Source organism: Actinoallomurus purpureus (assembly GCF_024055795.1).
GTDB lineage: Bacteria > Actinomycetota > Actinomycetes > Streptosporangiales > Streptosporangiaceae > Actinoallomurus > Actinoallomurus purpureus.
In genome coordinates, this window is sequence record NZ_JAMXMY010000002.1 from 277,435 (window position 1) to 292,014 (window position 14,580).

Here is a 14,580-nt window from a genome sequence, read left to right on the forward strand (position 1 = left end):
CGACCTCCCCCGAACGGCATCCGCGCGCACTCCGGAGAAAAAACTTTGAGAAGCCGTGCAACCCCCCGTGGGGCCCACGCGTATATGAGGGGCGCGAGAGTCAAACCGCGCTGAAAGGGATTAACGTGATCAACCTCAAGCTGGCGCTTCTGGCCACCGGTGCCGTGGGCGCCATCACCGCCGGCGGCGTCGCGTACGCGACGGTCAGCAGCAACTCCCCGGCGCCGTCCGCCAAGCCGGTCGCGGACAGCGCGAAGAAGGTCGTCGGGCAGGCCGCCGGTTCGGTCCCCACCGCCGCGCCGACCTGCGTGAGCCTGCCGAAGGACAAGCTTCCCAAGGCCGGGCTTCCCAAGGACAAGCTGCCGAAGGGCGAGGTGCCCAAGGCCGGGCTGCCGAAGGACAAGCTCCCCAAGGCCGGGCTGCCGAACACCGGTGAGAAGCCGAGCCTGCCCACCGACAAGGCCAAGGTCCCGGCGAACCTGCCGACGGACAAGGCCAAGCTCCCGGCGAGCCTGCCCACCGACAAGGCCAAGGTCCCGGCGAACCTGCCGACGGACAAGGCGAAGGTCCCGGCGACCCTCCCCACCGACAAGGCCAAGCTCCCGGCGAACCTGCCGACCTGCGCCCCCGGCGTGGCCCAGGCCGGCCAGGGCACCACGGAGTCCACCGCCCCGGCGGCGAAGCCGGGTCTGCCGAAGGTCAAGGTGCCCGAGGCGAAGCTCCCGGACTGCTCCTCGGTGCCGGCCGTCATCAAGACCGAGCACTCCAAGGCGAAGGACGTCACGCTGCCCACGGGCCTGCACCTCGCCGCCACCCACAGCCACTCGATCACCATTCAGAGCGGCACGATCTGCACGGTCGTCCAGAAGTTCGCGGCCACGGGTGGCAAGTCCCTCACGGTCGAGCGTCTGAACACCTCGCCGCAGGTCACGGCCAAGGAGCTGGCCACCGAGCTGAAGCTGCCCGAGGGCGGCCTGGTCTCCACCGGGGCCACCCAGACGTGGCAGAGTCCGCTCAACACGGGCATGCTGTGGATCTCGGACAAGGGCTACGCGATCTACCTGACCGGTAGCCCCGAGTACGCGGGTCAGCTCCCGGCGATCGCCACGCAGCTGCGGCAGCTTCCCTGAGGCTCGGCGCGGGTGGCCCTGCGCGGTGGGCCACCCGCGGCCGATCGACATAAATCGGGCGTATGACGGACGGAGTGCCTTGGCGCGTCGAGACGACGAGTCATTCGTCGAGTTCGTGGCGGAGCGCGGTACCGCGCTGCTTCGAACCGCCCAGCTGCTGTGCGGGGCGCGGACGGATGCGGAGGATCTGCTGCAGACGGCTCTGGAGAAGGCCTATCGGCACTGGGGCCGGATGAAGCCCGACGCCAACCCGGAGCCGTACGTCCGGAAGATCCTGGTCAACCTGTCCGTCAGCCGGGCCCGACGTTGGCGGGTCCTGCGCGAGGTCCAGATGGCGACCCCGCCGGAGACGCCGACGGCCTCCGAGACGGGCACGGTAGAGCTGCGCGGCGTGCTCATCGAGGAACTCAAGCGGCTCGGCCCGCGCCAGCGGGCGGTGCTGGTCCTCCGGTACTGGGAGGACATGTCCGAGGCGGAGACGGCCACCATGCTCGGCTGCTCGGTGGGCACCGTCAAGAGTCAGGCCGCGCGGGGCCTCGCCCGCCTCCGCGAACGAATGGGAAAGTCCGCACAGGCGGCGGCGTCAAGGGGGTGAACCATGGATGATCTGGAGAATGAACTCCGGCAGGCCATGGCGGAGCATGTCACGGGGGTGTCGGCGCCCGGCACGTTGGCGGGTGAGGCACGGCATCGCCACCAGCGGACGGTGCGGCGGCGAGCGACGATCGCCGTGGCGGCGGCGGGGGTCGTGGTCGCCATCGCGGTGATCCCCACCTATCAGGCCATCCGCACGCAGCCCGTCAGCGCTCCGGGACCGGCGGGCCGGCACACCGGAGGCGGCGGAGCGACGACGGCCACGCCCGCCCTGCCCTCGCAGTCCGCGTCGCCGGGCATCAGGTCGGCATCGCCGTCGACGAGCCCGTCGGCTCCGGTCCACTCGGGGACGAAGCCGTCGCGGCACCCCAGCACCGGAACGCACGTCGCGGTTCCCGGGTCCGTCAAGGCACTCCTGGGCTACCTGCCCGCGGGCATCGACCCCGGTGAGAGCTGCCAGGGCGGGCACACCGGTGCGCGCCGCACGACGACCTGCCGCTGGACCGGCCCGGCGGGCTGGATCGAGGTACGGCTCGTGCGCGACGACGCGCTGAAGGGACCGGCCGACCTGGGCTTCGCCCCGCCCGTGACCGAACACGCCAAGGTGCACGGCCACGCCGCACTGCGCGCCGCCGGAGGCCCGGCAGTCGGCCAGGTCATGTGGATCGAGCGCAGTGGGCTCGGCGTCTGGGTAGGGGTCGCACCCACACTCGGCACCCAGCTGATGCGCGTCGCCGAAGGCGTTCGAATCGATTGAGCCATCGGCGTCGGCTGAGCCCGACGGGGTCGACTGAGGCCGACGGGGCCGAACAGGCCGGCCGAAGTCACCCCTCCCCACATCGCGGCCCAGGACGCCGAACCGGAGACGCCCCGCGAGCACCGTGGTGCTCGCGGGGCGTCGTCATGTCCGCCGTCGGTCAGCGGACCTCTGCCGGCGTGACCCGGGTCAGTGCGCCTCGGTGAGCAGCTTGGCCACGCGGCCGACGCCTTCGGCCAGGTCCTCGTCGCCGAGGGCGTAGGACAGGCGGAAGTAGCCCGGTGTGCCGAACGCCTCGCCGGGGACCAGGGCGACCTCTGCCTCCTCGAGGATCAGCGCGGCCAGCTCGACGGAGGTCTGCGGGCGCTTGCCGCGGATCTCCTTGCCCAGCAGCTCCTTGACCGACGGGTAGACGTAGAACGCGCCCTTCGGCTCGGGGCAGAAGACGCCAGGGATGTCGCCCAGCATCCGCACGATCGTCTGGCGGCGCCGGTCGAACGCCGTGCGCATCTTCGCCACGGCCGACAGGTCGCCGGTCACCGCCGCGAGCGCCGCGGCCTGTGAGACGTTCGCCACATTCGAGGTCGCGTGGGACTGCATGTTGGTCGCGGCCTTCACGACGTCCTGCGGGCCGATCAGCCATCCCACGCGCCAGCCCGTCATCGCGTACGTCTTGGCCACGCCGTTGAGGACCAGGGTGCGGTCGGCCAGCTCCGGCACGACCACCGGCATCGAGGAGAACTCGGCGTCGCCGTAGACGAGGTGCTCGTAGATCTCGTCCGTGATGACCCACAGGTCGTGCTCGACGGCCCAGCGGCCGATCTCGGCGACCTGCTCACGGGTGTAGACCGCGCCGGTGGGGTTCGACGGGGAGACGAAGAGCAGCACCTTCGTGCGGTCGGTGCGGGCACGCTCCAGCTGGTCGACGCTCACCAGGTAGTCGGTGGTCTCGTCGGCGACAACGTCGACCGGAACGCCGCCGGCCAGCTTGATCGACTCCGGGTAGGTCGTCCAGTACGGCGTGGGCACGATGACCTCGTCGCCCGGGTCGAGCAGCGCGGCGAACGCCTCGTACACCGCCTGCTTGCCGCCGTTGGTGATGAGCACCTGCGACGCCTCGACCTCGAAGCCGGAGTCGCGCCTGGTCTTCTCCGCGACCGCGGCCTTCAGCTCGGGCAGCCCCCCGGCGGGCGTGTACTTGTGGAACCGGGGGTTGTGGCACGCCTCTGCGGCGGCCTCGACGATGTAGTCCGGAGTCGGGAAGTCGGGCTCGCCGGCGCCGAATCCGATCACCGGACGCCCCGCGGCCTTCAGCGCCTTGGCCTTGGCGTCGACGGCGAGCGTCGCGGACTCGGAGATCGCGGCGATCCGAGCGGAGATTCGAGTGCTCATGACACCTATCGTCGCAGACGTCGAGGCAGGCCTCAGCTCGATATCCGGGGTACGGGGACGGGGGTGCGGGGCGGCGCGGAGCGCCCGATCGGCGTTTGGTTCGACGCGGGGGCGGTTTGAGACGTAGACTGCGTGACCTAGTGGCGTCCGGCATGGTTCTCGCGTGCCATGGCCGCGACGACACTGCGAAGGGCAGTAGCTCAATTGGCCAGAGTCCCGGTCTCCAAAACCGGTGGTTGGGGGTTCGAGTCCCTCCTGCCCTGCGGAATACGGTTCGTGCACGGCGCACGTGCGCGGGCGTACTGAACGCACGCCCACACCGGAAGTTCGCGACACAACCGACGAGGGGATGCGTCGACACCAATGGCGACCGAAACACGCGGCGAGGCCGCAGCCAAGGACACGGAGAAGTCCGTCAAGAAGCGGACTTCGCCTCTCCTGTTCTACCGCCAGGTGGTCGCCGAGCTGCGCAAGGTCATCTGGCCTACGCGCAACGAGCTCGTCACCTACACGACCGTGTCGCTGGTCTTCGTGATCATCGTCGTCGCGATCGTGTTCGGTCTCGACAACGCCTTCTCCTGGGTTGTGCTGAAGCTCTTCGGCTGATCGCGTGCCGGATTCCATCAGCAACCCACAGACGAGAGAAAGAGTGACCGTGTCCGAGTCCCCAGAGCTTCACGACGAGGCCATCGAAGAGGCCGAGTCGGTGGAAGCGCCGGCTTCGGCCGAGGCTGAGGAAGTCGCCACGGAGTCCGACGAAACGTCCGCCCAAGCGTCCGAAGAGGCGTCCGCCCAAGCGTCAGAAGAGGCGTCGGGCGAAGCGTCCGAGGAGACGCCGGACGAGGCGTCCGACGAGGCGTCGGACCCGGTCGAAGAGTTCATGACCCAGCTGCGGCTCCTGCCGGGCGAGTGGTACGTCGTTCACTCGTACGCCGGCTATGAGAACCGCGTGAAGACCAACATCGAGCAGCGCACCCAGTCGCTCAACATGGAGGACTTCATCTTCCAGGTCGAGGTGCCGCAGCACGAGGTCACCGAGGTCAAGGGCGGCAAGCGTCAGAAGGTCAACGAGAAGGTCCTGCCGGGCTACATCCTGGTCCGCATGGAGCTCACCGACGAGTCCTGGGCCGCCGTCCGCAACACGCCGGGCGTGACCGGGTTCGTCGGGCTGTCGAACACGCCGTCGCCGCTGCACCTCAAGGAGGTCGCGTCGCTGCTCGCGCCCGAGCCGGAGGAGCAGGCGAAGAGCAAGGAGACGGCGAAGTTGGCGGCCACCGTCGACTTCGAGGTGGGCGAGTCGGTCACCGTCATGGACGGTCCCTTCGCCACCCTCCCCGCGACCGTCAACGAGATCAACGCCGAGGCGCAGAAGCTCAAGGTGCTGGTGTCGATCTTCGGTCGTGAGACTCCGGTCGAGTTGTCCTTCAACCAGGTCTCCAAGATCTGACGTCGGAGCACGACGCTCCGGCACATACCCTCAGGTAGACGTCCCCGCGTACCCGCGGGGGAAGCGGTCCCAACGCGGCGGTCGACGTTCCAACCGCCGCGTCGCCCCACCGTGGGAGTAGGGGCCGGCGAACCAATCGGAACGAAGGGGTGAGGCATGCCTCCCAAGAAGAAGAAGATCTCCGCGGTCGTCAAGGTCCAGCTGCAGGCCGGCCAGGCGACGCCCGCACCGCCGGTGGGTACCGCCCTCGGCCCGCACGGCGTCAACATCATGGACTTCTGCAAGCAGTACAACGCTGCGACCGAGTCCCAGCGCGGCAACGTCATCCCCGTAGAGATCACCATCTACGAGGACCGCTCGTTCACGTTCGTCACCAAGACCCCGCCAGCCGCGCAGCTGATCAAGAAGGCCGCCGGCGTCGACAAGGGCAGCGGCGAGCCGCACAAGAGCAAGGTCGGCTCGATCACCCGCGACCAGCTCCGGGACATCGCCGCCACCAAGATGCCGGACCTCAACGCGAACTCGCCCGAGCAGGCACAGAAGATCATCGCCGGCACCGCCCGTTCCATGGGCATCACCGTCGCCGACTGATCCCGCGGCGAACCAGTAAATCGGTGGGAGGGCCGAGCGCCGGCCCGTACCACGAGCTCCACGACAGGAGAGAGAAATGAAGCGCAGCAAGGCGTACCGCAACGCCGACACCAAGATCGACAAGTCGGCGCTGTACAGCCCGGCCGAGGCCGTGAAGCTGGCCAAGGAGACCACGTCGAGCAAGTTCGACGCCACCGTCGAGGTCGCGTTCCGGCTCGGGGTGGACCCCCGTAAGGCCGACCAGATGGTCCGCGGCACCGTCAACCTGCCGCACGGCACCGGTAAGACCGCCCGCGTGCTGGTCATCGCCGGTGGCGCCAAGGCCGACGAGGCCCGCGAGGCCGGCGCCGACCACGTCGGTTCCGACGACATGATCGAGCGGATCCAGGGCGGCTGGCTCGACTTCGACGCCGTCGTGGCGACGCCGGACATGATGGGCAAGGTCGGCCGGCTCGGCCGCGTGCTCGGCCCCCGTGGCCTCATGCCGAACCCGAAGACCGGCACCGTCACCCCCGACGTGGCCAAGGCCGTCTCCGAGATCAAGGGCGGCAAGATCGAGTTCCGCGTGGACCGCCACGGGAACCTGCACTTCATCGCCGGCAAGACGTCCTTCAGCGAGCAGCAGCTCGTGGAGAACTACGCCGCCGCGCTGGAGGAGATCCTGCGGCTCAAGCCGTCGGCGGCCAAGGGGCGCTACATCAAGAAGGCGACCCTGAGCACGACGATGGGCCCGGGCATCCCGGTCGACCCGAACATCACGCGCAACCTCACCGCGGATTTCGAAGACGCCGCGGCGAGCTGACGCATCAGCGGTCACGAAGGGGCGCTCCCGTACGGGGCGCCCCTTCGTGCGTTCCCGTGTACGACTTACGTCTGACGCGAAATGAGGAGATCTGGTCCCCCCGGGGGATGTTTACAAGATCTCTGGAGGTAACACTCGATAGTGCTGGAACCAGGCGTTCGCGCTCTCACGAGCCGGGGGCCGTACGCGACTCGCAGGAGGGTTCACACATGGTTCGTCGATATGCCGTGGGCACGGCCGCTGGTGCCGCCCTGATGGTCTCTCTCGCCGGGTGCGGGGGCGCCGCCAGGGGAGGCGGCGCCGACGCCGTGAACGTATCCGCCGCCCAGGCGATCGGCCTGGCGGCTCAGAAGACCAGTACCGTCAAGTCCTACAAGGTCGACATCACCGAGAGCGGCAGCGGGCAGGCGGCCTCCAAGGCGCACGGCGTCGTCCAGGTCCGGCTGCGCCCGGACCTCGCCGCCGTCGGCACCCTCGACCAGGCCGGCTTCGGCGGCCACTCGGTGGAGTCCGGGCTGCGCGCCATCCTTCTCGGCGACAACATCTACGGGAAGGTCCCCTCGCAGCTCACACAGTTCACCGGCGGCAAGCCGTGGGTGAAGTTCTCGGTCTCGAAGGCTGCGCAGCAGGCCGGCGTGGACCTGAACGCGATCCTCAAGCAGGCCGACCCCGCCCAGCAGACGAAGATCTTCACCAGCTCGAAGGACGTGCGCAAGGCCGGCACCCAGACGATCGATGGGGTGAAGACCACCCACTACACCGGGACGATCACCGCGAAGGACGCCGCGGCGCAGCTCAACGGCAAGGCCAAGCAGTCGTTCCAGGACCTCTACCAGAAGAGCGGCGCGAAGAGCGTCGCGTTCGACCTGTGGGTCGGCGCGGACAACCTGCCGCGCAAGCTCACGGCGAAGAGCGCCGCGTCCGATGGCGCGGCCACCGCCACCATGATCTACAGCGACTACAACAAGTCCTTCAGCGTCTCCGCGCCGCCGGCGAACCAGGTCGCCGACGGCAACAGCCTGACGCAGTCCTGGGGAGGCGGCCACTCCCCGCGCCTGCCTGGCTAGAAGCCGGAAGCGACCCGCGGCGGCCTCGCCGCGGGTCGCGCCGACCGGGCGGACGGGTGACTAGTCCCCCCGGCGATCTGGCTCCGTCGCGGTCGTGCCGGACTCCTTCACCAGACCGAGGCGGTCCGCGACGATATAGAGGACGAAGGCCAGGATCAGGGCGTTGACGCTGCTGATCCCCACGGGGGCGTACTTGGCGGTGAGCGCGGAGACCGCCCAGATCACGAGCGTCGCCGGCACCCAGGTGGGCATGGCGTCGGGTGCCTGTTCGGCGTCGCGGCTCCTGGCGAGGTCAGGTCTCCACCGGCGCACGACGAAGTACTCGGCGACCATGATGCCGGGGATCGGCGGGAAGGCCACGCCGAGCAGGTCCAGGAATTCGGTGAATCGCTGCAGGATGCCGCCTGCCGCCAGCACGGAGCCGAGGACACCGACGACCAGTGTGGCCAGGGCACGCGGAATGCGCCTGCCGAAGACCGTGGCGACGAAGTTCACCAGGCCGAGCCCGGAGGAGTACAGGTTCCAGTCATTGATCTTGAGCGTGCCCAGCGTGATGACGAGGACACCCGCCCATCCCACGGACGAGGTCACGATCGCGATGACGTCGTTGGTGTTGAAGGCGTGCGCGAGCAGGACCCCGGACAGGCTGAAGATGTACTCGCCGAGGCCGATGCCGACGATGGTCTGCTTCACGACGTCGGCCATGCCACGGTTGTAGCGGGTCATGTCCGGGGTCATGACGGCACCGACGATGAAACCGCCGGCGACGAGCGTCGTTCCCTCGAGCAACGTCATGGGCGGCCCTGAGGGCGCGGCCGCCACCAGGGCCTTGAGCGGGTGCCCGATCAGCGCCGCGCCGATCGCCCAGGTCACCAAGATCATGAACGCGGGCACGGCCACGTAGGCGGTCCACGCCATGCTGTGGAAGCCGAACACCGCGATGACCGTCACGACAAGGCCCATGCACAGGGAGAGCACCGGAACGGCCGTGGAGGAGGCATGCAACAGGTGCGCCAGGCCCTCGGCCGACACCGCCGTCTGGACGCCGAACCAGCCGATGAGACTGATGCCGATGGCCAGGCCGATCAGGGCGGAGCCGCTGCGGCCGAACCCGGTCCAGCGGGCGAGCATGGACGTGGACATCCCTTCGCGGACGCCGATGATCCCCACGAAGATCGAGACGAGTTCGAGGACGACGGCGCCCAGGGTGATCGCCCAGAAGGCGGCCCAGAAGCGCATGCCGAAGCCGAGAGTGGCGCCGAGCAGGAACTGGCTGAGCGCGGACAACTGCCCGAAGCGCTGCAGTGCGACGGACCACCATGAATAACGGGCTTGGGCGGGTACGCGCGTGAGGGCGTAATCCTCGACCGCGGCGGTCTTGTTCATCGGGCCCTCAACTCGAGGTACGTGTGGCGCGGGAACCGGCGGAACGCGCGCTGCGACTGTCACCACATGTGAGCCGGGTTACTCTCAGTGTCCACCATGGCCGGCGCGGCTGAATGTCGCCCGCCCATTCCGCGGGGGATTCGCCAGAGAGGGCGTTCGACCTGCGTATTAGGCTGTACGGCATGGGTCCAGCCTGTGGGCTTGGCCACCCGAACGTGCCCAGATTCCTGACCACCTTCGTCGGACGCCAGCGCGAGGTGGCGGACATCAAAGGCATGTTCGCGGGCAGCCGGCTGGTCACGCTGACGGGCGTCGGCGGGGTCGGTAAGACGCGCCTCGCGCTACAGGTCGCCGGAAGACTCGACCATGCCTTTCCGGACGGCGTCCGGTTCGTCGGCCTGGCCAAGCTGACCGATCCCGGCGTGCTCGTCCATGTTCTCGCTGCGGCACTCGGGCTGCGTGACGAGATCGGCCAGTGGGACCCGTCGGCACTCGCCGACCGGTTGAGCGACCGGCAGCTGCTGATCGTGCTGGACAACTGCGAGCACCTGATCGACGCGTGTGCGCTGCTGGTCGGTGCGATATTGCGTGGAGCCGCTGGGGTCCGGGTCCTCGCCACGAGCCGTGAGCCCCTGTCGATTCCGGGTGAGCAACTGGTGCAGGTGCCGCCACTGGCGCTGCCGGACGCCGAGACCCCACCTCCGCTGGAATGTCTGACGCGGTGCGACAGCGTACGCCTCTTCGCGGAGCGGGCGGCTCAGGTGCTCTCTGGTTTCACCGTGGGCAAGGACAACCGGGCGACGGTGACCGATATCTGCCGGCAGCTGGACGGGATTCCACTCGCCATCGAGCTGGCGGCGGCGCAGCTGCGGTCGCTCTCGCTCGAACAACTGCGCGACGGGCTACGGGACCGCTTCCGACTGCTGCGGGCCGAAGGGCAGGACCTGCCGGACCGGCAACGGACACTGCAGGCACTCATCGCGTGGAGCTACCAGCTGTGCTCGGCCAAGGAGCGGACGGTATGGATCCGGTCGTCGGTGTTCCGGGGGGGATTCGATCTGGAGGCCGCGGAGGCGGTCTGCTCCGATGACGGCCTGTCAGCCGACGAGAAGTGCGACCAGGTCGGGGGGCTGACGGCCGATGAGGTGTTCGAGCAGGTCGGTGGGCTGATCGATAAGTCGGTCCTGTTGTGCCAGGAGCACAACGGACGGACCAGGTACCGGATGTTGGAGACGCTGAGCGAGTACGGCGCCGCCCGCTTGGGCGAATCCGGTGAGGCCGGAGCGGTGATGCGACGGCACCGGGATTGGTACCGGCAACTGGCGGGGCGTGTGGCCGGCGAGATCTTCGGTCCCGACCAGCTCGAATGGTTCACGCGCCTGCGCGTCGATCATGCGAACCTGCGCGTGGCGCTGGAGTGCGACTCGACCGATCCCGGCCAGGCCGAAGCCGTTCAGCGGGTGGCCGCGGATCTGCGGTCCTACTGGCTGGTGACGGGGTTCCTCGGTGAGGGACGCCGGGTGCTGGACCGCGCACTCGCGTTGGACACCCGGCCGACCCGGGCGCGCGCCGCGGCGCTGTGGGTCGATGCCTGGCTCGCGCTCATGCAGGGAGATCTGGACGCCGCGCGGCCGCTTCTGAAGGAGAGCGGTGATCTGGCCGAGAAGGTGGGCGACGAGGTGGCCGGGGCCTGGGCGACGCAGCTCAGCGGATACGCCGCGATGGGCGCCGGTGAACTGACGCAGGCCGAGTCGATGTACCGGGCCGCGCTTCCCCACCACCGGGCCACCGACGACGAACTGGGCATCGTCTGCGCGCTGGACCGGATGGCGGTACTGGCCGCTCTCAACGAGGACTTCGCCACCGGGATCGTGTTCTGCGAGGAGGCTCTCGCCCTCTGCGAAGCCCGCGGTGAGCGATTCAACCGGGCCGTCATGCTGTGGGTGCTCAGCCTGCTGCACTGGAGGCGGGGGGACACCGCGGATGCGCGCGCCGCGGCCACGGAGAGCATCCGCCTCGCGTCGCCGTTCGACGATCCGATCGCCCTCGCCCGGGCGATGGAGGTGCTCGCCTGGATCATCGCCGCGGAAGGACCGCCTGAACGGGCCGCCACGCTGTTCGGTGCGCTGGACGGGCTGTGGCGGTCGTTCGGCGGAGCTCCGTTCCCCTACCTGCGGTGCTACCACGACGAGTGCGTGGCCAAGACACGCGAGGTTCTCGGAGCCGTCGCTTACGGCGCCGCCTTCCAACGGGGCGGGCTCATTCCCCGCGCGAGGCTGCTCGCCTACGCGCTCGGCGAGTCGGCGCCCGATGCCCCGATGACCTCGGACACCTTGGTGACGACGGACGGCCGGCGCGGGACCTACCTGACCCACCGGGAACGCCAGATCGCCGAGCTCATCGCCCAGGGATTGAGCAACAAGCAGATCGCCGCGCGGCTACTGATCGCCCAGCGCACCGCCGAGAGCCACGTCGAGCACGTGCTCGGCAAGCTCGGCTTCACCTCCCGCGCGCAGATCGCCGCGTGGGTCGTACAGGACCGCCCGACTTCGTCGTCCGCCGCGGAGCCGGAACCGCCCGGCGGGTCGAGGACCTGGGCGTCCTGACGGATCCACGGATCGGCGCGTCATCGGCGGCAAGGACGATTTGAGTGCCGGATCACAAGATCGAACCAGTCGTGCCGCTGCAGCGTCCAACTCCCGTCCGACCGCGTACGACTGCCGTTCAGCGTGCGCACATCGACTTCGAAGGAAACGCTGATGATTCGCCGAAACGCCGTCTTCGCCGTCACCGGGTCCGTCCTGGCCCTGTCCCTTGCCGCATGTGGCGGCGAAGGCGGCGGCAAGCAGGCGCACGGAAGCGGGCCGTCGTCCGCCAACGCGGCCCTCGCGGCCGAGCAGGCCGTGAGCACGGTGTCGCAGAAGGCCAGCGAGATCAAGACGTTCCAGGCCGCAATCTCCTCGCAGACCTCGATGTCCGGGCAGCAGACGCGGATGACCGGCCGGATCTCCTACCGGCTGAGGCCCAGCCTGGCGATGAAGATGACCATCCCCAGCATGTCGGTCGGCGGGCGGGAGACCGGTGGCCTCCAGGAGATCCTGCTGGGCGACAACCTGTACATGAAGATGGCGGCGCTCTCGAACCAGAGCGGCGGCAAGGCGTGGGTCAAGATGTCGCTGAGCAAGCTGGGCGCGCGGAGCGGCATCGACGTCAAGTCGCTGATGAACCAGTCGCAGCAGGCCGACCCCTCGGCCAACGTTCGGATGCTGACCGCCTCCAAGGACGTGCGCAAGGTCGGAGCCGAGACCGTCGATGGCACGCCGACCACCCACTACCAGGGCACGTACTCCGTCCAGGCGGCGCTGGCCAAGCTCGGCAGCGACCAGCGCGAGAAGATGCAGCAGCTGATCGCCAAGACCGGGCTGGACAAGATGGAGTTCGACCTGTGGGTCGACGACCAGCAGCTCCCGCGCAAGATGACGGTCAAGAGCCCGGCCGGCGCCCAGGTACAGACGAGCAGCACGACGACGTACAGCGGCTTCAATAAGCCGGTCTCCATCTCGGCCCCGCCCGCGAGCCAGGTGAAGTCCGCCGGCTGACCCAGGGGTTTCATGATCACTGGCCGTTGCCGCGCGACCCCCCGGGCTGCGGCAACCGCCGGTGATAGCGTCTCGGCCGCCGGCCGGGACGCCGATTTGGTGGTGCGTGCGACATCGCGTACGCTGTCAACGCCGAAGACCGCCGGTCGTCACCCACGGGGTGACTGAAGGTCCCGCACAGCGGGCGGCCCGCGTAGGTGAGATCGAGAGCTGAGACATGACCCGGTGCTGGTCGTGTCCTCCGCCCCGGTGCACCTGCGCCGGGGCGCATCGCATTTTCTGGGCCTTCTCCACCGGCGTACATCTGGAAGGAGGCCCATGGCGAGGGCGGACAAGGCGGCGGCGGTCGCCGAGCTCAGGACCGAGTTCGAGAGCTCGAGCGGTGCCGTGCTGACCGAGTACCGCGGGCTCACCGTGGCGCAGATCAGTGAGCTGCGCCGATCGCTCGGTGAGAATGCACGTTTCGCCGTGGTGAAGAACACGCTGACCAAGATCGCTGCACGCGAGGCCGGGATCACCGAGGAGCTCGAGCAGCTGCTCCAGGGCCCGTCGGCGATCGCGTTCGTCAAGGGCGATGTGGTCGAGGCCGCCAAGGGCCTGCGTGACTTTGCCAAGGCCAACCCGAACTTGGTGATCAAGGGCGGCGTCGTCGACGGTAAGTCGATGACGTCCGAGGACATCACCACGCTCGCCTCCCTCGAGTCCCGCGAGGTCCTCCTCGCGAAGCTCGCGGGCGCGATGAAGGCGTCGATGGGCAATGCCGCCGCCGTCTTCAACGCGCTGCCGGTCAAGGCCGCTCAGCTGGCCGAGGCCCTGCGCGTCAAGCGTGAAGAGGAAGGCGGGGCCACCGAGGCCGCCGCCGAGGCGCCGGCCGAGACGCCGGACGAGGGTTGATCCCGCGGTCGTAACAGACCTGAAGTACCCCACCCGCTCGAGCGACGCGGGTTTTCAACAGGAGGAAGCAACACCATGGCGAAGCTCAGCACGGACGAGCTGCTCGACACTTTCAAGGAGATGACCCTTCTCGAGCTCTCCGAGTTCGTGAAGCAGTTCGAGGAGACCTTCGACGTCAAGGCCGCCGCCCCGGTCGCGGTTGCCGCCGCCGCCGCCCCGGGTGCCGCTGCCGAGGCCCCCGAGGAGCAGGACGAGTTCGACGTCATCCTCGAGGCCGCCGGTGACAAGAAGATCCAGGTCATCAAGGAGGTTCGCGCCCTCACGAGCCTCGGCCTGAAGGAGGCCAAGGACCTGGTCGACGGCGCGCCGAAGGCGCTGCTGGAGAAGGTCAACAAGGAAGCGGCCGGCAAGGCCAAGGAGGCCCTGGAGAAGGCCGGCGCGACGGTCTCCGTCAAGTAAGGCGTCTTCTCCCGCGCTTTCTCAGCGCTCTCGGAGGGCGGTCACCCATGCGGGTGGCCGCCCTTCGGCGTTCCCGCGGCGACGTCTCGCGAAGCGCAACGGTGAACCAGGTTACCGATCAAGCGCTTGGTTGATACCCTGTGGGTCATGCAAGTGATCGTTTCCGAACGCTCCGTGCGTGTTTCGGGGTCCCGCCCGCCGGGCGACCTCTTCCCAAGGGCGCTGTTGGACCACTAGTCTCATAACTCTGACGCGAGTAACGATCCGCTTACAAGGCAGTCTCCGTGCCGATGACTACGGCTTTACCTCTTCCATTCGAGCGAGGGATGACTACGGTAGGTTGACGCGGCACGCACGATGGCCCCCCGCCACTGTTCTGTGGCTCTGTGTGATCCGGTAACGCGCGGCAACGTAACCCATCGGTAACTCGCTCGTTGTACCGGACACCCCTGGGCCGGCTGG

14 protein-coding genes and 1 tRNA gene are annotated in these 14,580 nt (G+C 68.7%); 13 read left to right on the forward strand and 2 right to left on the reverse strand.

Features of this window, described 5'->3' with window-relative positions:
• Positions 1-125: 125 nt before the first annotated feature.
• The 3 genes from NE236_RS05950 (at position 126) to NE236_RS05960 (ending at position 2,481) form a co-directional block, all read left to right on the forward strand.
• Positions 126-1,130 (forward strand): hypothetical protein, encoded by a 1,005-nt coding sequence (locus tag NE236_RS05950; RefSeq protein ID WP_252840783.1) that lies wholly within the window; start codon positions 126-128, stop codon positions 1,128-1,130.
• 79 nt (positions 1,131-1,209) lie between these two features.
• Positions 1,210-1,725, forward strand: a complete 516-nt coding sequence (locus NE236_RS05955; RefSeq protein ID WP_252840785.1) for a SigE family RNA polymerase sigma factor — start codon at positions 1,210-1,212, stop codon at positions 1,723-1,725.
• 3 nt (positions 1,726-1,728) lie between these two features.
• Positions 1,729-2,481, forward strand: a complete 753-nt coding sequence (locus tag NE236_RS05960) for a hypothetical protein (protein WP_252840787.1) — start codon at positions 1,729-1,731, stop codon at positions 2,479-2,481.
• A 189-nt stretch (positions 2,482-2,670) separates the two neighbouring features.
• Here the strand turns inward: NE236_RS05960 and NE236_RS05965 are convergent, their stop codons facing one another.
• A complete protein-coding gene (locus NE236_RS05965; protein ID WP_252840788.1) occupies positions 2,671-3,873 on the reverse strand; it encodes a pyridoxal phosphate-dependent aminotransferase in 1,203 nt (400 codons plus the stop codon).
• 189 nt (positions 3,874-4,062) lie between these two features.
• Here NE236_RS05965 and NE236_RS05970 point away from each other — a divergent pair.
• From NE236_RS05970 to NE236_RS05995, 6 genes are all read left to right on the forward strand, one after another.
• Positions 4,063-4,136 (forward strand) — tRNA-Trp (locus NE236_RS05970).
• Between the two features lie 100 nt (positions 4,137-4,236).
• Complete coding sequence (gene secE / locus NE236_RS05975) at positions 4,237-4,479, forward strand: preprotein translocase subunit SecE (protein WP_252840790.1); 243 nt, start codon at positions 4,237-4,239, stop codon at positions 4,477-4,479.
• Between the two features lie 49 nt (positions 4,480-4,528).
• Positions 4,529-5,320 (forward strand): transcription termination/antitermination protein NusG, encoded by a 792-nt coding sequence (nusG, locus tag NE236_RS05980; RefSeq protein WP_252840791.1) that lies wholly within the window; start codon positions 4,529-4,531, stop codon positions 5,318-5,320.
• 156 nt (positions 5,321-5,476) lie between these two features.
• Complete coding sequence (gene rplK / locus NE236_RS05985; protein WP_252840792.1) at positions 5,477-5,911, forward strand: 50S ribosomal protein L11; 435 nt, start codon at positions 5,477-5,479, stop codon at positions 5,909-5,911.
• A 76-nt stretch (positions 5,912-5,987) separates the two neighbouring features.
• On the forward strand, positions 5,988-6,713 hold the full coding sequence (gene rplA, locus NE236_RS05990; protein ID WP_252840793.1) for a 50S ribosomal protein L1: 726 nt from the start codon (positions 5,988-5,990) through the stop codon (positions 6,711-6,713).
• A 209-nt stretch (positions 6,714-6,922) separates the two neighbouring features.
• Positions 6,923-7,780 (forward strand): SCO4651 family lipoprotein, encoded by an 858-nt coding sequence (locus NE236_RS05995; RefSeq protein ID WP_252840794.1) that lies wholly within the window; start codon positions 6,923-6,925, stop codon positions 7,778-7,780.
• 60 nt (positions 7,781-7,840) lie between these two features.
• Here the strand turns inward: NE236_RS05995 and NE236_RS06000 are convergent, their stop codons facing one another.
• On the reverse strand, positions 7,841-9,166 hold the full coding sequence (locus NE236_RS06000; RefSeq protein WP_252840795.1) for a purine-cytosine permease family protein: 1,326 nt from the start codon (positions 9,164-9,166) through the stop codon (positions 7,841-7,843).
• 182 nt (positions 9,167-9,348) lie between these two features.
• Between NE236_RS06000 and NE236_RS06005 the strand changes: the two genes are divergently transcribed.
• The 4 genes from NE236_RS06005 to rplL all read left to right on the forward strand — a co-directional run bounded on the left by NE236_RS06005 (position 9,349) and on the right by rplL (position 14,118).
• Positions 9,349-11,772 (forward strand): ATP-binding protein, encoded by a 2,424-nt coding sequence (locus tag NE236_RS06005; protein WP_252840796.1) that lies wholly within the window; start codon positions 9,349-9,351, stop codon positions 11,770-11,772.
• A gap of 153 nt (positions 11,773-11,925) precedes the next feature.
• A complete protein-coding gene (locus tag NE236_RS06010; protein WP_252840797.1) occupies positions 11,926-12,765 on the forward strand; it encodes an SCO4651 family lipoprotein in 840 nt (279 codons plus the stop codon).
• 318 nt (positions 12,766-13,083) lie between these two features.
• Positions 13,084-13,659, forward strand: a complete 576-nt coding sequence (rplJ, locus tag NE236_RS06015) for a 50S ribosomal protein L10 (RefSeq protein WP_252840798.1) — start codon at positions 13,084-13,086, stop codon at positions 13,657-13,659.
• Positions 13,660-13,734: 75 nt separating this feature from the next.
• A complete protein-coding gene (gene rplL / locus NE236_RS06020; protein ID WP_252840799.1) occupies positions 13,735-14,118 on the forward strand; it encodes a 50S ribosomal protein L7/L12 in 384 nt (127 codons plus the stop codon).
• The last annotated feature ends 462 nt before the right edge of the window (positions 14,119-14,580 follow it).

Coding starts and splice junctions, on each gene's coding strand:
- NE236_RS06000 (WP_252840795.1), bottom strand. CDS start 9,166: ATGAACAAGACCGCCGCGGTCGAGGATTACGCCCTCACGCGCGTACCC.
- NE236_RS05995 (WP_252840794.1), top strand. CDS start 6,923: ATGGTTCGTCGATATGCCGTGGGCACGGCCGCTGGTGCCGCCCTGATG.
- rplA (WP_252840793.1), top strand. CDS start 5,988: ATGAAGCGCAGCAAGGCGTACCGCAACGCCGACACCAAGATCGACAAG.
- rplK (WP_252840792.1), top strand. CDS start 5,477: ATGCCTCCCAAGAAGAAGAAGATCTCCGCGGTCGTCAAGGTCCAGCTG.
- NE236_RS05965 (WP_252840788.1), bottom strand. CDS start 3,873: ATGAGCACTCGAATCTCCGCTCGGATCGCCGCGATCTCCGAGTCCGCG.
- rplL (WP_252840799.1), top strand. CDS start 13,735: ATGGCGAAGCTCAGCACGGACGAGCTGCTCGACACTTTCAAGGAGATG.
- NE236_RS06005 (WP_252840796.1), top strand. CDS start 9,349: ATGGGTCCAGCCTGTGGGCTTGGCCACCCGAACGTGCCCAGATTCCTG.
- rplJ (WP_252840798.1), top strand. CDS start 13,084: ATGGCGAGGGCGGACAAGGCGGCGGCGGTCGCCGAGCTCAGGACCGAG.
- secE (WP_252840790.1), top strand. CDS start 4,237: ATGGCGACCGAAACACGCGGCGAGGCCGCAGCCAAGGACACGGAGAAG.
- NE236_RS06010 (WP_252840797.1), top strand. CDS start 11,926: ATGATTCGCCGAAACGCCGTCTTCGCCGTCACCGGGTCCGTCCTGGCC.
- NE236_RS05960 (WP_252840787.1), top strand. CDS start 1,729: ATGGATGATCTGGAGAATGAACTCCGGCAGGCCATGGCGGAGCATGTC.